Annotated in this window: 10 protein-coding genes and 5 pseudogenes; 5 read left to right on the top strand and 10 right to left on the bottom strand. The window is 67.7% G+C overall.

Annotated features, from left to right (window positions below):
- Positions 1-10: 10 nt before the first annotated feature.
- The 3 genes and pseudogenes from H0I39_RS06755 to asd all read left to right on the top strand — a co-directional run bounded on the left by H0I39_RS06755 (position 11) and on the right by asd (position 2,712).
- Positions 11-708 (top strand): annotated as a pseudogene (locus H0I39_RS06755) (fumarylacetoacetate hydrolase family protein).
- 282 nt (positions 709-990) lie between these two features.
- The gene (locus tag H0I39_RS06750; protein ID WP_308645790.1) at positions 991-1,782 is read left to right on the top strand and encodes a tripartite tricarboxylate transporter substrate binding protein; all 792 of its coding nucleotides are present in this window, start codon (positions 991-993) and stop codon (positions 1,780-1,782) included.
- An 82-nt stretch (positions 1,783-1,864) separates the two neighbouring features.
- Positions 1,865-2,712, top strand: a pseudogene (asd, locus tag H0I39_RS06745) (archaetidylserine decarboxylase).
- Positions 2,713-2,772: 60 nt separating this feature from the next.
- Here the strand turns inward: asd and H0I39_RS06740 are convergent.
- The 6 genes and pseudogenes from H0I39_RS06740 to H0I39_RS06715 form a co-directional block, all read right to left on the bottom strand.
- The gene (locus H0I39_RS06740; protein WP_180549998.1) at positions 2,773-3,936 is read right to left on the bottom strand and encodes an ABC transporter substrate-binding protein; all 1,164 of its coding nucleotides are present in this window, start codon (positions 3,934-3,936) and stop codon (positions 2,773-2,775) included.
- A gap of 91 nt (positions 3,937-4,027) precedes the next feature.
- A pseudogene (locus tag H0I39_RS06735) lies at positions 4,028-5,885 on the bottom strand (AMP-dependent synthetase/ligase).
- Between the two features lie 2 nt (positions 5,886-5,887).
- Positions 5,888-6,661, bottom strand: a complete 774-nt coding sequence (locus H0I39_RS06730) for an ABC transporter ATP-binding protein (protein ID WP_180551716.1) — start codon at positions 6,659-6,661, stop codon at positions 5,888-5,890.
- 7 nt (positions 6,662-6,668) lie between these two features.
- Positions 6,669-7,472 (bottom strand): annotated as a pseudogene (locus tag H0I39_RS06725) (ABC transporter ATP-binding protein); the annotation flags it as partial.
- A gap of 627 nt (positions 7,473-8,099) precedes the next feature.
- Positions 8,100-9,176, bottom strand: a complete 1,077-nt coding sequence (locus H0I39_RS06720) for a branched-chain amino acid ABC transporter permease (RefSeq protein WP_180549997.1) — start codon at positions 9,174-9,176, stop codon at positions 8,100-8,102.
- Positions 9,177-9,341: 165 nt separating this feature from the next.
- Positions 9,342-10,217: a branched-chain amino acid ABC transporter permease gene (locus H0I39_RS06715; protein WP_180549996.1), complete on the bottom strand. Its 876-nt coding sequence runs from the start codon at positions 10,215-10,217 to the stop codon at positions 9,342-9,344.
- A 224-nt stretch (positions 10,218-10,441) separates the two neighbouring features.
- Here H0I39_RS06715 and H0I39_RS06710 point away from each other — a divergent pair, with 224 nt between their 5' ends.
- Together H0I39_RS06710 and H0I39_RS06705 are read left to right on the top strand one after the other, a co-directional pair.
- A complete protein-coding gene (locus H0I39_RS06710) occupies positions 10,442-11,647 on the top strand; it encodes an acetyl-CoA C-acetyltransferase (RefSeq protein ID WP_180549995.1) in 1,206 nt (401 codons plus the stop codon).
- Between the two features lie 244 nt (positions 11,648-11,891).
- Entirely contained in the window at positions 11,892-14,051 is a 2,160-nt protein-coding gene (locus tag H0I39_RS06705; protein WP_180549994.1) for a 3-hydroxyacyl-CoA dehydrogenase NAD-binding domain-containing protein, read from the top strand.
- Positions 14,052-14,066: 15 nt separating this feature from the next.
- Here the strand turns inward: H0I39_RS06705 and H0I39_RS06700 are convergent, their stop codons facing one another.
- The 4 genes and pseudogenes from H0I39_RS06700 to H0I39_RS23980 form a co-directional block, all read right to left on the bottom strand.
- A complete protein-coding gene (locus H0I39_RS06700; RefSeq protein ID WP_180549993.1) occupies positions 14,067-15,275 on the bottom strand; it encodes an ABC transporter permease in 1,209 nt (402 codons plus the stop codon).
- Positions 15,275-16,022, bottom strand: a pseudogene (locus H0I39_RS06695) (ABC transporter ATP-binding protein). The gene H0I39_RS06700 and the pseudogene H0I39_RS06695 overlap by 1 nt, the downstream one beginning before the upstream one ends.
- Positions 16,023-16,024: 2 nt before the next feature.
- Positions 16,025-16,480, bottom strand: a complete 456-nt coding sequence (locus H0I39_RS23985; RefSeq protein ID WP_373368265.1) for an efflux RND transporter periplasmic adaptor subunit — start codon at positions 16,478-16,480, stop codon at positions 16,025-16,027.
- Positions 16,426-17,277: an efflux RND transporter periplasmic adaptor subunit gene (locus tag H0I39_RS23980; RefSeq protein WP_373368264.1), complete on the bottom strand. Its 852-nt coding sequence runs from the start codon at positions 17,275-17,277 to the stop codon at positions 16,426-16,428. Before H0I39_RS23980 ends, H0I39_RS23985 begins: the two co-directional genes overlap by 55 nt.
- Between the last annotated feature and the right edge of the window lie 28 nt (positions 17,278-17,305).

Raw genomic sequence — 17,305 nt, 5'->3', positions numbered from 1 at the left:
GACCTGTTCCATGACCAGCTACGTCTTCCCGCCCGCCCCCAAGCCGCCGTGCCCGTGCGTGGCAGCCAACAGCAATACGCCGTCACGCGCATTTTCTGCGTCGGCCGCAATTACGCCGCGCACGCGCGCGAAATGGGGTTCGACCCCGACCGCGAGCCGCCGTTCTACTTCAACAAGACGCCCGCCGACCTGGTGATGAGCGGCGCCACCGTGCCCTACCCGCTGGGCAGCCAGAACTACCACTACGAGATGGAACTGGTCATCGCCCTCGGTCAGCCGGCCTTCCGCGTGAGCGTGGAGAACGCGCTGGACTGCGTGTGGGGTTACGCCTGCGGGCTGGACATGACGCGGCGCGACCTGCAGATCAAGTCGCGCGAGATGGGCCGGCCGTGGGACTTCGGCAAGGACTTCGAGAACTCGGCCGTGATGAGCGCGCTGGTGCCCGCCAGCGCCATCGGCCACCCCAAGTCCGGCGCCATCAGCCTGAGCGTCAACGGCACCGTGAAGCAGAACGCCGACCTGAAGGACCTGATCTGGAGCGTGCCCGAGATCGTGGCCAACCTGTCGCAGTACTACCACCTGCAGCCGGGCGACCTGATCTACACCGGCACGCCCGAGGGCGTGGGCCCGGTGCAGCCGGGCGACGTGATCACCGGCCGCATCGACGGCGTGGGCGAGATCGCGCTGACCATCGGCCAGCCTGAATAGGCGACCTCAAGCGTTTCAAGCCAAATCGGCCTCCAGCGCCCGTCCAAAAAGCGCAATAAGCTATCAAATTAAAAGCAACCACGGAGACAACATGCCCCTTCAGCGCCGCACCACCCTGGCCCTGCTGGCCGCCACCGCCTTCTGCGCCGCCGCGCCCGCGTTGGCGCAAAGCGACTTCCTGGCAAGCCGGTCAACATCTTCACCCCCTTCCCGCCCGGCAGCGGGCCCGATGCGCTGCTGCGCGCCATCACCGACAAGCTCGGCGCGCTGTGGAAGCAGCCCGTGCTGGTGCAGAACCGCCCCGGCGCCGGCGGCTTCGTGGTGTTCGAGGCCACGCGCCGCCTGCCGGCCGACGGCTACACGCTGGTGCAGCTCGACAGCGAACAGCTCGCCGCGCTGCCGCTGCTGTACAAGGCGCGCAACTTCCAGACGCTGCAGGTCTACGACATGGTGGCCTCGCTCTACAACACGCCTTTTCTCATCACCGTGCCGGTGAATTCGCCGTGGAAGAACGTGGGCGATCTGGTGGCGGCCGCCAGGGCGCAGCCGGACAAGGTGACGTATGGCTCGTGGGGCATCGGCAGCCCGGCGCACCTGGGCGGCGAGCAGCTGGAGCTGGGCACCGGCATCGCCATGCAGCACATCCCGTTCAAGGATTCGGGCCAGATGTTCACCGCGCTGGCCGGCGGCGAGATCGCCTGGGCGCTCGGCACCATTCCGTCGAGCCAGGGCGTGTACAAGGCGAACAAGGTGCGCTATCTGGGCGTGGCCACGCCCAGGCGCATCCCGCAGATGCCCGAGCTGCCCACCGTGGCCGAGGCCGGCGGCCCGAAGGACTTCGCGCAGAGCAGCTTCGTGGTGCTGGCCGCGCCCAAGGGCATCGCCCCCACGGTGCGCGACAGGATCGCGGCCGACGTCGCCAAGGTCATGCAGGACCCGGACATCAAGGCGCGCATGGACACCTTCGCCTTCGAATACGTGAACTGGTCGCTCGACGAGATCGTCAAGCAGGCCCACACCAAGGGCCAGATGTACGGCAAGCTGATCGCGCGCAAGAACATCAGCCTGGATTGAAGGTGTTGGCTCCTCTCCCGCCGTGCCGGAGAGGGTTGGGGTGAGGTGGGGCCACGCGGCAGCGCGCTCCCTAGAATCCCCCATGTCCGATCGCCTCGCTGTCCTGCCGCAATACCTGCTGCCCAAGAAGCTGCTCACCCAACTGGCCGGCCGCGCCGCCGATGCGCGGCTGGGCGATGCCACGCACGCCGCCATCCGCCGCTTCGTGGCGCGCTACGGCGTCGACATGCGCGAGGCCGCCAACCCCGACATCGCCAGCTACGCCAGCTTCAACGACTTCTTCACCCGCCCGCTGCGCGACGCGCGCGGCCGCTGGCAGCGGCGGATTACGTGTGCCCGGTGGATGGTGCCATCAGCCAGTTCGGCGCCATTGAGCAGGGCCGGATCTTCCAGGCCAAGGGCCACGCCTACAGCACCACCGCGCTGCTGGCGGGCGATGCCAGGCTGGCGGCCGAGTTCGCGCACGGTCAGTTCGCCACGCTGTACCTGTCGCCCAAGGACTACCACCGCATCCACATGCCCTGCGCCGGCCGGCTGCAGCAGATGGTGTACGTGCCGGGCGAGCTGTTCAGCGTCAACCCCACCACCGCGCGCGGCGTGCCGGGGCTGTTCGCGCGCAACGAGCGCGTGGTCTGCGTGTTCGACACCGCGCGCGGCCCCTTCGTGCTGGTGCTGGTGGGCGCCACCATCGTCGGCAGCATGGCGACCGTGTGGCACGGCGTCGTCAACCCGCCCCGCCTTGGCGAAATCAAGCGCTGGAACTATCAAGATCAGAGCATCGAGCTGAAGCAGGGCGACGAGATGGGGCGCTTTCTGCTCGGCTCCACCGTGGTGCTGCTGTGGCCCCGGGCCACGCTGAAGTTCAACCCCGACTGGGCGCCCGGCGGCGCGGTGCGCGTGGGGCAGATGATGGGCAAGGCGCTGGGCTGAAGCTATGCACACAAGAAAAGGCCGCCTCGCGGGCGGCCTGATGTGGGCGCTGGCTGACCCTTACTTCATGTAGTCGGAAACCACCTTCCATCGACCATCCTGGATCTGGGACAGGCGTGAAGATTCATTGCCCAGACGCTTGGTCGCCGAGAAGGTCATGGTCGGTGATCCGAACATGTCGGGCTCCAGCGTCATGCTGTCCATGGCCTTGATGAAGCTGTCCGTCGTCAGGTTGGCGCCGGCCTTCTGTGCGGCCTTGCTGAACGTGTCGATCAGGCTGTAGCCGTAGACCGAGAACACGGCCGGGTCTTCGTTGAACTTGGTCTTGTACTTGTTGGCCCAGAAGCGGATCGGCTGCGAGGCTTCGTCGAGGTACGGTTGCTGCACCGTCATGGCGGCATACAGGCCGTCCATTGCCTTGCCGCCGAGCTTGTGGATCAGTTCGGTATAGGCGCCGGCTGAACCCAGGAAGGTGGGGTTGAAGCCGATCTTGCGCGACTCGCCGATGGTGCCGATGGTCTCACGGATCAGGGTGCCCAGCACCACGAAGTCGCAACCGGCCGCCTTCATGCGTGCGACCTGCGAGGAGAAGTCGGTGGCGCCGCGCTTGAAGGAGGTCTTTTCGGCCAGTTCGACGCCGATGGTCTTTAGGCCCGCCTCGGCGCCGCGTAGCACCTCCAGGCCGAACTCGTCGTCCTGGTAGATCGTGCACACTTTCTTGGCGCCTTTCTCCTTCACCAGCTTGGGCGCCGCCAGCCGAACCTGGTCGTAGTAGGTGGAGGCGAACGAATACTTCAGGCGGTGGTGTGGCTCGTACATCTCGCGTGCCGCCGTGACCGGAAAGAAGCTCAGCACATTCTTATCGAACATGACGGGAAAAGCCGCCACGTTGGGTGCTGTGCCGATGGTGCCCACCATGGCGAAGATCTTGTCCTGGTTGACCAGCTTCTGCGCGGCCAGCACGGCGCGCTTGGGGTCGTAGCCCGAGTCTTCGACCTTGAGCGCCAGCTTGCGGCCGTTGATGCCGCCTTGCTCGTTGATCTCGTCCACGCGCAGTTGCATGCCCATGCGGATCTGCTTGCCGAAGCCGGCCAGCGGGCCGGACAGGTCCTGGATCGATCCGAGCGTGATGGTGTCCTTGCTCACGCCCTGGCTTTGCGCAAGAGCCGGTCCGCTGGCGGCCAGGGTGCAGGCCAGGGCCACGAGTGCGTGCTTCAGTTGCATGGGTGTCTCCTTGTGAATGATGGAATGCGACCGGAATTGTGGCCACCGGGTTCAGCCGCCGGCCGCAGTGATTACCCTGACAACCCGTGACTCATGTCCGGTACATGGCCTCGATCTGCGGCGCGTACTTGGTCTGCACCAGCTGGCGCTTGAGCTTCATGGTGGGCGTCAGCTCCTCGTCCTCGGCGCTGAGCTGGGTGTCGAGCAAAAGAACTTCTTGATCTGCTCGACGCGGGCGAACTTGGTGTTCACCTCGTCGATCACGCCCTGGATCAGCGCCTGCACTTCCGGCGCGCGCGTCAGGCTGGCGTAGTTGGAGAAGGGCACGTCGTGGTCCTGCGCGTACTTCTCGACGTTCTCCTGGTCGATCATGATGATCACCACCAGGTAGGGCCGCTGGTCGCCGATGACCACCGCGTCGGTGACGTAGGGGCTGAACTTGAGCTCGTTCTCCAGCTCGCTCGGCGTCACGTTCTTGCCGCCGGCGGTGATGATGATGTCCTTCATGCGGTCGGTGATGCGGTAGAAGCCGTCCGCGTCCACCGTGCCCACGTCGCCGGTGCGCAGCCAGCCGTCGGCGGTGAAGGTCTCGGCGGTCTTCTCGGGCAGGTTCAGGTAGCCGGCGAACACGTTGGCGCCCTTGACCTGCAACTCGCCCGTCTCGGGGTCGAGCCGCAGCTGGTTGAAGCTGGCCGCCGGGCCGATGGAGCCGGGCTTGATGCGGTCGATGGGCACGCCGGTGGAGGCGCCGCAGGTCTCGGTCATGCCCCACACCTCCAGCATCGGCACGCCCAGCGCCAGGTACCACTTCACCAGCTCGGGCGAGATCGGCGCCGCGCCGGTGACCAGAAAGCGCGCGCGGTGAATGCCGATCAGCTTGCGCACGTTGTCCAGCGCCAGCCAGCGCGCCAGCCTGAACTGCGCCTTCAGCAGGGCCGGCACCGGCTGGCCGGCCATCACCAGCTCGGCAATGCGGTGGCCCACGCCGATGCCCCAGCCGTACACCGCCTGCTGCAAGCGCGTGCCTTCCTTCAGCGCGATCATCACGCCCGAATAGAACTTCTCCCACACGCGCGGCACGGCGGTGAACACCGTGGGGGCGATCTCGCGCACGTTCTCGGGCACGGTGTCGGGGTTCTCGACGAAGTTGAGCCGCGCGCCGGTGTAGAGCGAGAAGTATTCGCCGCCCATGCGCTCGGCGATGTGGCACAGGGGCAGAAAGCACATGCCCTCGTCGTCCTCGTTGCGGGCGATCAGGGTGTTGAAGCCGCGCACCGTGTAGGTCAGCCCGGCGTGCGTGTGCATGGCGCCCTTGGGCTTGCCGGTGGTGCCCGAGGTGTAGACCAGGATGGCCAGGTCCTCGGGCCGGCAGGCGGCCACGCGCTGTGCCACGGCATCGGGGTGCTGGGCGTTGTAGTCGCGGCCCAGCGCGCGCAGGGCGTCCAGGCCGATCACGTCCGGTTCGTCCAGGCCGCGCAGGCCGTCCATGTCGAAGACGACGATCTTCCTCAGCAGCGGCAGGCGCTCGCGCACTTCCAGGGCCTTGTCGAGCTGTTCGTCGTTTTCGACGAACAGCACACTGGTGCGCGAGTCTTCGCACAGGTAGTGCACCTGGCTGGCGGCGTCGGTGGGGTAGACGCCGTTGGACACGCCGCCGGCCGACAGCACGGCCAGGTCGGCCAGCACCCATTCGAGCACGGTGTTGGAGAGGATCGACGCGGTGTCGCCGGGCGCCAGCCCCAGCTCATCAGCCCGCCGGCGATCTCGCGCACGGCCTCGCCCACCTGCGTCCAACTCCAGCTGCGCCAGATGCCGAGGTGCTTCTCGCGCAGCCACACCTTGTCGCCGCGCTGCGCCACGGCGTTCCAGAACATCGCGGCGATGGTGTCGCCGTCGAGCACGCTGCCCGACCTGGGCTGGATGTGGGTGAGGTCCCAAAGATTCGACATGCCTATCTCCAGGTCTTCTTCTTCTTCCAGCGCCGCTCGCCGCGCACGCCTTCGTCCTTCATGCCCAGATAGAACTCCTTGATGTCGTCCTTCTCGCGCAGGGCGGCACAGCTGTCTTCCATCACGATGCGGCCGTTCTCGAGCACGTAGCCGTAGTCGGCGGCGTTCAGGGCCATGTTGGCGTTCTGCTCCACCAGCAGGATGGTGGTGCCGCGCTCGCGGTTGATGCGCACCACGATCTCGAAGATTTCCTTGGTCAGCTTGGGCGACAGGCCCAGGCTGGGCTCGTCCAGCAGGATCAGCTCGGGCGCGGCCATCAGCGCGCGGCTGATGGCCAGCATCTGCTGCTGGCCGCCCGACAGCAGGCCGGCGTTCTGCGCGGCGCGCTCCTTCAGGATCGGGAAGCAGGCATACACCTGTTCCATGTCGCGCGCCACGCCGTCGCGGTCGCGGCGGGTGTAGGCGCCCATCAGCAGGTTGTCGCGCACCGACAGCAGCGGAAACACCTCGCGCCCCTCGGGCACGTGCGACAGGCCGCGCTGCACGATGTGGGCCGGATCGCGCGCGGTGATGTCCTGGCCCTTGAACTCGACCGAGCCCTTGCGCGGGTCGATGATGCCCGAGATGGTCTTCAGGATGGTGCTCTTGCCGGCGCCGTTGCTGCCCAGCACGGTGGCGATCTGGCCGCGTTCCACCTGCAGGCTGACGCCGCGGATGGCCTTGATGGGGCCGTAGCTGCTCTCGACGTTGAGGAGCTTCAACATGATGTCGCTCATGCGTTCTCCTGCGCAGCGACGCCACATCGTCGACCGAACCCAGGTAGGCCTCGACCACGGCCGGGTCGGTCTGCACCTCGCGCGGCGTGCCCATGGCCAGCACCTGGCCCTGGTTCATGGCCAGCACGCGGTCGGACACGCGCGACACCAGGCTCATGTCGTGCTCCACCATCAGCACCGTCACGCCCAGCTCCTGCACGATGTCCTGGATCCAGAACGCCATGTCCTCGGTCTCTTCCACGTTCAGGCCGGACGAGGGCTCGTCCAGCAGCAGCAGGCGCGGTTCGGCGCACAGCGCGCGCGCCAGCTCGACCACCTTGCGCACGCCGTAGGGCAGGCCGGCCACCATCGCGTCGCGGTGGTGCTGCAAGTCCAGAAGCTCGATCACGCGCTCGACCCGCTCGCGCGCCTGCAGCTCGGCGGCGCGCGTGGCGGGGGTGAAGAACAGCTCGCTCCAGAACCCTGTCTGGCGGTGCGTGTGGCGGCCGATCAGCAGGTTGTGCAGCACGGTGGCGTGCTCGAACAGCTCGATGTTCTGGAAGGTGCGGGCAATGCCCAGGCCGGCCACGCGGTGCGCCGGCTGGGCGGTCAGCTTCAGCATGCCGTCGGGGCCAGCGTAGTCGATTTCGCCCGTGGTGGGCGTGTAGATGCGGCTGATGAGGTTGAACACCGTGGTCTTGCCGGCGCCGTTGGGGCCGATCAGGGTGAACACCTCGCCCCGGCGCACGTCGAAGCTGACGTCGTTCACGGCCAGCACGCCGCCGAAGCGGACGCTGAGGTTGCGGGCGGAAAGCAACACTTCCTGGGTCACTTCAGGGCTTTCTCCCTCTCCCCGTTGGGGAGAGGGCTGGGGTGAGGGGCTGGGTGCGGCGCGGCGAGTCGGGCATGGATTGGAGGCGCTGCTGGCCGGGATGTGCGCCCGGCGGCGCAGTCACTTTCTTTGTCTCGCCAAAAGAAAGTAACCAAAGAAAGGCGACCCCGCTGGCCGTGTCCCTCCGCTTCGCTGCGGGCAACCTGCGATGCTCGGGCGCGGGGCGGCGCTGCGGAACTCGCTTTGTTCGCTTCGCTCACGCCGCTCAAACATCCGCAGCAAGTCAGAGCACGAAGCGCGGCATGCTGCGCTGCCGCGCCCGCCCCACGCCCTGCGCTTCTCGGCACGGCCAGAGGGGAAGTGAAGTCCACACGGGCCATCGCTGCGCTCGGCCTTCGGTTGGCCTGCGCCGCTGCTTCGCGCGGCGAGCTGTCTTGCTCCCTCTCCCGCAGGCGGGAAGGGTTGGGGTGAGGGCCAACGCTTCGTTCGACCCGGAAACGCCGCTCGTCCACAGGCGCCCACCTCGACCGGCCGCGGAGCACGCCACGCCAATGCACCCATGGACGGGGCGTCCCCGGCCATGGGGTGCGTCCCCTTAGGGGGAGGGCGTGCAGCGACTCAGGGGGATCATTTCAACCTGTCCGACTTCTGGAACGACTTCTGCCGCTTGAACATGCCCTTGCGGTAGAACGGGAACAGCTGCAGCCAGGTGCGCACCTTGAGCCAGCGCCCGTACAGGCCGAGCGGCTCGAACAGCACAAAGGCGATCAGCACCGCGCCGTACACGAAGCCCTGCAGCCCCGGCGCGTAGCCGATGGCAGCGGGCAGGTAGTCCTTGACCATGGCGATGAGCTGGGGCATGGCGATCAGGAACGCCGCACCCAGAAACGCCCCGTGCACCGAGCCCAGCCCGCCGATCACCACCATCAGCAGCAGGTCGATCGACTGCAGGATGCTGAACTGGTCGGGCGAGAGGAACTGGATCTGGTGCGCATACAGCGCGCCGCCGAGGCCCGCCAGCGCCGCCGACAGCGCGAACGACAGCGTCTTGTAGCGCGCCAGGTGAATGCCCATGCTCTGCGCCGAGATTTCCGAGTCGCGGATCGCCACGAAGGCGCGCCCGGTGGACGAGCGCAGCAGGTTCAGCACACCCAGGGTGACCAGCACCACGGTGAGCAGGCACAGCAGATAGAAGCCCGTGCCGGTCTCGATCGACCAGCCGAAGATGGCGGGCGACTTGACGTGCATGCCGGCGTTGCCGCCGGTCAGGCGGTCCCAGCGCGCGAACACTTCTTCGACGATGAAGCCGAAGGCCAAGGTGGCGATGCCCAGGTAGATGCCCTTGAGCCGCAGCGCCGGCAGGCCGACCACCACGCCCACGGCGGCGGCCACCAGCGCCGAGCACGCCATGGCGATGGGAAACGGCAGCCCCAGGTTGGTCAGCACGCCCTGCGTGTAGGCGCCCACGCCCAGAAAGGCCGCATGCCCCAGCGAGAACTGCCCGGTGAAGCCTGCCAGCAGCATCAGCCCCAGGCCGACCACGCTGTAGATCAGCACGAAGGTGAGCTGCGCCAGCCAGTACTCCGGCAGCAGCCAGGGCGCGGCGAACATGAACAGCAACAGCGCCGAATACCAGAACACATGCCCGCCGTGCTTGGCCAGGCGGATGTCCTGCTCGTAGCTGGTCTTGAAGATGAAGCGCATGTGTCAGCCGCCCCCGGCGGTTTGCATCGCCAGCATCGTCAACACCAGCAGACCGACCGCCGCGGAGCCGGCGATACCAGCGACCGCCGTGGCCGGACCTGTGCCGGCCACTGGCGGTGTCCCCCCGCATAGCAAAGGGTGGAAGACGCGGAGCGGCTCAGGGGGTCATACCTTCTTCGTCAGCTTGTCGCCGAACAGGCCGTTGGGCTTGACCATCAGCATGATCAAGACGACCACATAGGCGGCGATGTCCTTGAAGCCCTCGGGCAGGTAGAAGCCCGACAGCGACTCGACGATGCCGATGATCAGCCCGCCCACGATGGCGCCGGGCAGGCTGCCGAAGCCGCCCACCACGGCGGCCGGAAACGCCTTCAGCCCGATGAAGCCCATGTTGGCGTGCACGAAGGTGATGGGCGCCAGCAGCAGGCCCGCAATAGCCGCCACCGCCGCCGCCAGGCCCCATACCAGCCCGTTCAGCCGCTTCACCGGGATGCCCATGTAGTACGCCGCCAGCTGGTTCTGCGACGAAGCCTGCATGGCGATGCCCAGCTTGCTGTAGCGGAACATGGCGAACAGGCCCAGGCACAGCAGCGCGGTGACCACGATCACCACCATGTGCTCGGCGCTGAGGATCAGGCCGCCCGCGTTCCAGGTCACGTTGCGGTAGGGCACGGGCAGGGTGTGGGTGTCGGTGCCGATGCCGGGCAGCATGGTGATCAGCCCGCGTGCGACGTAGCCGATGCCGATGGTCAGCATGACGATGGAAAACGCCGGCTGGCCCAGGATGGGGCGGATCACCACGCGCTCGGTCAGCACGCCGAACAGCGCCATCGCCGCGATGGCCGCCGGCACCGCCAGCCAGAACGGAAAGCCCAGCATGGTCATGCCGGCCAGGCCGCCGAAGGCGCCCAGCATCATCAGGTCGCCCTGTGCAAAGCTGACGGTCTCCGTGGCCTTGTAGATCAGCACGAAGCCCAGCGCGATCAGGCCGTAGATGCAGCCTTGCGCAATGCCACTGATCACCAACTGCAGAAACTGCAATGTGTCCCCTGCCCGTCCAATGTGAAAGTTGCGCGTCACTTTAGTGGCCCAACGGCCCGGGGTTGGATAGCGCAAACCCTGTAGTGCCCGCTCGGCGCGTCACTGGCCGCTGCTCCCCGCTGTCGCCCGGCGGACAGGCGTGCGCGCCGGGCGGCGGCCTGGGCCGCGCGTTCACCCGATCGAATCCCTATACTGAAACGAAGCACCTGCAAGGAGACCACTCGATGACCGAAGCCTATGTTTTCGACGCCGTGCGCACGCCGCGCGGCAAGGGCAAGAAGGACGGCAGCCTGCACGAGGTCAAGCCCGTCGACCTGCTGGCCGGCACGCTGGATGCGCTGCGCCGCCGCCACGACCTGGACACGGCCGCCGTCGACGACGTGGTGATGGGCGTCGTGTCGCCCATCGGCGAGCAGGGCTCGGTCATCGCCAAGGTGGCGGCGCTGAAGGCCGGCTGGGACTGGCAGTGCGCCGGCGTGCAGCTCAACCGTTTCTGCGCCTCGGGGCTGGAGGCGGTGAACATGGCGGCGCAGAAAGTCCGCTCAGGCTGGGAAGACCTGGTGGTGGCGGGCGGCGTGGAGAGCATGAGCCGCGTGCCCATCGGCGCCGACGGTGGCGCCTGGGCGCAGGACCCGGCCACCAACAGCGCCACCGACTTCGTGCCGCAGGGCGTGGGCGCCGACCTGATCGCCACGCTGGAAGGCTTCTCGCGCGAGGACGTGGACCGCTTCGCCGTCACCTCGCAGCAGCGCGCCGCGCAGGCGCGGGCCGAGGGTTATTTCAGGAACTCCATCGTGCCGGTGACGGACATGCTGGGCCAGACCATCCTGGATGAAGACGAGTTCATCAAGCCTCGCACCACGGTGGAGGCGCTGGCGGGCCTCAAGCCCTCGTTCGAGCAGTTGGGCGCGATGGGCTTCGACGCGGTCGCCATCGGCCGCTACCCGCAGGTGGAGCGCATCGTGCACGTGCACCACGCCGGCAACTCGTCGGGCATCGTCGATGGCGCGGCGGCGGTGCTGGTCGGCAACGAGGCCGCTATCAAGACGCACGGCTTCAAGCCGCGCGCGCGCATCGTCGCCACGGCGCTGAGCGGTGCCGACCCGACCATCATGCTCACCGGCCCCATGCCCGCCACGCGCAAGGCGCTGGCCAAGGCGGGGTTGAAGATCGAGGACATCGACCTGTTCGAGGTCAACGAGGCCTTCGCCGCCGTGCCGATGAAGTTCATGAAGGCATTCGACGTGCCGCACGAGAAGGTGAACGTGAACGGTGGCGCCATCGCCATGGGCCACCCGCTGGGCGCCACGGGCGCCATGATCCTCGGCACGCTGATCGACGAATTGCACCGCCGGCAGCTGCGCTACGGCCTGGCCACGCTGTGCGTGGGCGGCGGCATGGGCATCGCCACCATCGTCGAGCGGCTGTGAGTCTCGTGCGGGCCGCAACAGCCGGACAGCCGGGCATCCGGGCATCCGGACATCCGGACATCCGGACGCAGAGGACGCAAAGGTTTCGCAGAGGACGCAGAAAGAACAGCCAAAAACTTTGTTTTTCCTTTTGCGTCCTCTGCGAAATTTCTGCGCTCTCTGCGCCCGGTTGTTGGGTTTTTAAGTCAAATATGCCTGCATCCCTTGCTGTACAAGCGCAAGCAGCTATCAAATCCATAGAATCATGAAACTCAAGACCTTGCATTACGCGCTGGCCGACGGCATCGCCACCATCACGTTTGACGAGGAAGGCTCGCCCGTCAACACCATGTGCCTGCAGTGGCAGGACGACCTTCAGGCCGTCACCGAGCAGGTGGTGAAGGACCAGGACGCCATCCAGGGCATCGTGCTCGCCTCGGCCAAGAAGACCTTCTTCGCCGGCGCCGACCTGAAGGGCGTGATGCGAATGACAGCCGCCGACGCGCCCAAGGTCTTCGCCGAGATCGAGCGCATCAAGAAGAACTTCCGCACGCTGGAGACGCTGGGCAAGCCGGTGGTGAGCTGCCTGAACGGCGCGGCGCTGGGCGGTGGCTGGGAGGTGGCGCTCATCGGCCATCACCGCATCGCCGTCGACGACCCGAAGATCCAGTTCGGCCTGCCCGAGGTCACCATCGGCCTGCTGCCGGGCGGCGGCGGCATCACCAAGATGGTGCGACTGCTCGGCCTGATGGGCGCGCAGCCCTACGTGCTGGAGAGCAAGATGTTCAACCCCGCCGAGGCGCATCAGCTGGGCCTGGTGCATGAGCTGGTGGCCAGCGCCGACGAGCTGCTGCCGCGTGCCAAAGCCTGGATCGCGTCGGTGCAGGGCAGCGCCGATGCCGCCACGCACCCGTGGGACCGCAAGGATTACAAGATGCCCGGCGGCACGCCGAGCAACCCCAAGATCGCCGGTGGCCTGGTGGTCGCGCCCGCGATGCTCAAGACCAAGACGCGCGGCCTGTACCCCGCGCCGCACGCCACGCTGGCAGCCATGGTGGAAGGCGCGCAGGTCGACTTCGATACGGCGATGCGCATCGAAAGCCGCTACCTCGCCAGCCTGATGGTGAGCCCGGTGGCGAAGAACATGATCAACACGTTCTTCTTCAACCTGAACGCGATCAAGAGCGGGCAGTCGCGGCCGAAGGACGTGCCCAAGTACAAGCCGCAGAAGGTGGGCATCCTGGGGGCGGGGATGATGGGCGCCGGCATCGCCTACGCACAGGCCAGCCGCGGCATCGCCACGGTGCTGAAGGACGTCTCGCTTGAAAAAGCAGAGCACGGCAAGGCCTACAGTCAGAAGCTCACGCAATCGCGCGTCGACAAGGGCCGCATGAACCCGCACGACCAGACCGCGCTGCTGGGCCGCATCACGCCGACGGCCGACGTGGCCGACCTGAAGGGGTGCGAGCTGATCATCGAGGCCGTGTTCGAGAACCGCGAGCTGAAGGCCAAGGTGACGCAGGAGGCCGAGCCGCTGCTGGCCGAGGGTGGCTTCTTCGCCAGCAACACCAGCACGCTGCCCATCAGCGGGCTCGCACAGGCATCGAAGCGGCCGGAGAAGTTCGTCGGCATCCACTTCTTCAGCCCGGTCGACAAGATGAAGCTGGTCGAGATCATCCGTGGGGAAACGACCGACGACGAAACCGTGGCGCGCGCCTTCGACTACGTGCTGGCCCTGGGCAAGCTGCCCATCGTGGTCAACGATTCGCGCGGCTTCTACACCAGCCGCACCTTCGGCACCTATGTGATGGAAGGCGCGGCCATGCTGGGCGAGGGCATCCCCGCCGCCGTCATCGAGAACGCCGCCGTGCAGGCCGGCCTGCCTGTCGGCCCGCTGGCCGTGCTGGACGAAACCGCGCTGTCGCTGTCGGTGCATGTGCTGGATCAGACCCGCGCCGACTTCGCCGCCGAGGGCAAGACCTACGAGGCGACGTCCGGCGAGTTGCTGGTCGAGCGCATGGTGAAGGAGCTGAAACGCAGCGGCCGTGCCGCGGGCGGCGGCTTCTACGACTACCCGCAGGGCGGGAAGAAGCAACTGTGGCCCGAGCTGAAAACGCTGTTCGAGAAGCCCGGCGTCGAGTGGAACGTGAAGGACATCCAGGACCGCCTGCTCTACCGCCAGTCGGTCGAAACCGCGCGCTGCCTGGCCGAGGGCGTGCTCACCAGCGTGCACGACGCCAACATCGGCAGCATCTTCGGCATCGGCTTTCCAGGCTGGACCGGCGGGGCGATGCAGTTCATCTACGGGCAGGGCATCGACGCGTTCGAGCAGCGCTGCGCCGAACTGGCGGCCAAGTTCGGCAAGGGGTTCGAGCTGAATGCGGAAGCGAAGGCGGCAATTCGGAAGTTCCAGCCGAACTACTGATCCGTTGCGGCACGTTCACTCGTGCCGCAGCGCCTCGATCGGGTCCATGCGCGCCGCGCGGCGCGCCGGGAAGTAGCCGAACAGCACGCCGATGCCGGCCGAGAACACGAAGGACAGCAGGTTGATGCCGGGCTGGAACACGTAGGGCACTTGCATCACCTGCGCCAGCACCACCGACGCGCCGGTGGCCAGCACGATGCCCACCAGCCCGCCTAGGGCCGACAGCACCACGGCCTCGATCAGAAACTGCATCAGCACCTCGCGCTCGAGCGCGCCGATGGCCAGGCGCAGGCCGATCTCGCGCGTGCGCTCGGTGACGCTGACCAGCATGATGTTCATCACCCCGATGCCGCCCACCAGCAGGCTGACGGCGGCCACCGCGCCGAGCAGGGTGGTCATCACGCGCGTGGTGCCCGACAGCGTGTCGGCCAACTGCTTGGTGTCGAGCACGTTGAAGTTGTCGTCGTCGGTGTCGGCCAGCTTGCGCGCCTCGCGCAGCAACTGCGTCAGCCCGTTCTTCACGCGCGCGGCGTCGCTGGCCGGGTCGAGCGAGACCAGCAGCGTGTTGACGTTGGTGTTGCCGGTCAGGCGCCGCTGCAGCGTCTTGATGGGCATCAGCACCACCTCGTCCTGGTCGTTGCCGAAGGAGCCCTGGCCCTTGGTCTTGAACAGGCCGATGACCTGGCACGGCACCGTGCCCACGCGCAGCTGCTGGCCCAGCGGGTCGCCGCCGCCGTAGAGCTGGCGCTGGATGGTGCCGCCGATGATGCACACGGCCGCGCCAGCGCGCAGCTCGGCTTCGGTGAAGCTGCGGCCGCTGGCCAGCTCCCAGCTGCTGGTGGTCAGCCATTCGTTGGTCGAGCCGACCACGCTGCTGGTCCAGTTCTGGCCGCCCGCCACCAGCGTGACGGAGGAGCGCGCCTCGGGCGCCACCGCGGTGATGCCGGAAATCTGCGCGGCGATCAGCTCGGCGTCGCTGTCCTTGAACGATGGCGCCGTGTTGCCCGTGCTGCCCGGGCCCATGCGCTGGCCGGGGCGGATCATCAGCAGGTTGGTGCCCAGGCTGGAGATCTGGTTTTGCACCGCCTGCGTGGCGCCGCTGCCCAGCGTGACCATGGTGATGACGGCCGACACGCCGATCACGATGCCCAGCACCGTGAGGAACGAGCGCAGCAGGTTGCGCCGGATCGAGCGCAGCGCCAGGATCAGCGTGCTCCACAACATCAGCGCTCTCCTTCGGCCGGGGCCACGTAGCTGCCCGGCGGCACGGGCTGAGGGTTGCGTTCGTCGCTGGCCACCAGGCCGTCGACGAAGCGCACGATGCGGTGCGCGTAGGCGGCCATGTCGGGCTCGTGGGTGACCATGAGCACGGTGATGCCCTGTTCGCTGTTCAGGCGCGCCAGCAGGTCCATGATCTCGTGGCTGCGCTTGGTGTCCAGGTTGCCGGTGGGCTCGTCGGCCAGCAGCACGGCGGGCGACGTGACGATGGCGCGCGCGATGGCCACTCGCTGCTGCTGCCCGCCCGAGTTCGGCCGGCGTGTGGTGCTCCCAGCCCTTGAGGCCCACTTTTTCCAGCGCGCTGGCAGCGGCCACGTGGCGGCGCGCGGCGGCTTCGCCGCGGTACAGCAGCGGCAGCTCGACGTTTTCCTGCGCGCTGGTGCGCGCCAGCAGGTTGAAGCCCTGGAACACGAAGCCGAAGTAGCGCCGGCGCAGCCGCGCGCGCTCGTCGCGCGAGAGCGACTCGACGTGCGCGCCCAGAAACAGGTATTGCCCGCCGGTGGGCCGATCCAGGCAGCCCAGCGTGTTCATGGCGGTCGACTTGCCCGAGCCGCTGGGCCCCATGATGGCGACGAATTCGCCGCGCCCGATGTCCAGGTCGACGCCCTTGAGCGCCAGGAACGCGGTGGCGCCTTCGCCGTAGCGCTTGGTCACGCCGCGCAGGCGGATCAGCGGCGTTTCGTCTTGCGCCATGCTCAGCTGCCCGATCCGCTGCGCTGGTCGGTGATGACGGCCATGCCTTCTTGCAGTTCCGGGCTGCTGACTTCGGTGCGCCGCCCGTCGGTGATGCCGGTCTGCACCTTCACGGCCACGGGCTGCTGGTTTTTCAGCACCCACAGCTGGCGCTGTTGGTTGGGTGCCGAGGCGCCATTGGCCTCGGTGGTCGAGCGGCGCGCGCTGTTTTGCGGCGGGCGCGGCATCATCTGCGACACCAGACCGCCGCTGCCCGATGCCGCCGGCTGGGCCGCTTCGGCCGTGGCGGGCGAAAAACGCAGGGCCGTGTTGGGCACCAGCAGGACGCCTTTGCGCTCGGTGGCGGTGATGGTGGCGGTGGCCGTCATGCCCGGGCGCAGGCTCAGGTCGGTGTTGTTGACGGTCAAGTTGGTGGTGTAGGTGACCACGTTGTTGGTGGTGGTCGAGCCGTAGGACACGCGATCGACCAGCGCCGGGTACTTGCGGGCCGGGTAGGCGCTGACGGTGAAGCTCGCGTCCTGGCCCTTTGCACCGAGCCCACGTCGGCCTCGTCCACGCTGGCCTGCAAGGTGAGCTTCGTCAGATCCTCGCCCAGCGTGAACAGCGTGACGGCCTGCAGCGACGCCGCCACCGCGTTGCCCGGCTCCACGCTGCGCGCCAGCACCACGCCGTCGATGGGCGAGCGGATGGCCGACTTGGCCAGGTTTGTCTCCTCGGTGGAGAGCGTGGCGCGCGACTGCTTGACCACGGCCTGCGCGTTGTCGACGTTGGCCACGGCGCGCGCCAGCGCGGCGCGGGCGGTGTCCAGCTCGGTGGCCGAGGGCACGCGCCCGCCCGACAGGCGCGAGACTTCCTCGTAGCGGCGCAAGGTGGCGCGCGCCTCGCGCACCGTGGCCTCGTTTTGCGCCAGGCTGGCCTGCGCGGCCACCAGCGCGGCGCGCGTGCGATCCACCGTGTCCTGAAACTTGGAGCGGTCCAGTTCCACCAGCACCTGGCCCTTCTTGACCTGGTCGTTCACGTCGACCAGCACGCGCGCCACCGTGCCCGACAGCTCGCTGCCCACCGCCACCGAGCGCGTGGGGTTGAGCGTGCCGTTGGCAGTGACGGTGAGCGTGATGTCGCCGCGTTCGACCGGCGTGGTCACGTACACCGGCGCGGCGCGCGCGGCCTGGCGGCCCTGCCACCACCACAGCCCGGCACCCAGCGCGATCAGCACGGCCAGCGCCACCCACGGCGTGGGTCGGCGCCACCACACCGGGGGCGGTCTTCGCCCAGCAACTGAT

The organism is Ottowia beijingensis (assembly GCF_013423955.1).
GTDB lineage: Bacteria > Pseudomonadota > Gammaproteobacteria > Burkholderiales > Burkholderiaceae_C > Ottowia > Ottowia beijingensis.
Note: the sequence above shows the minus strand (reverse complement) of the source record. Positions and strands in the feature narration are given on the sequence as shown.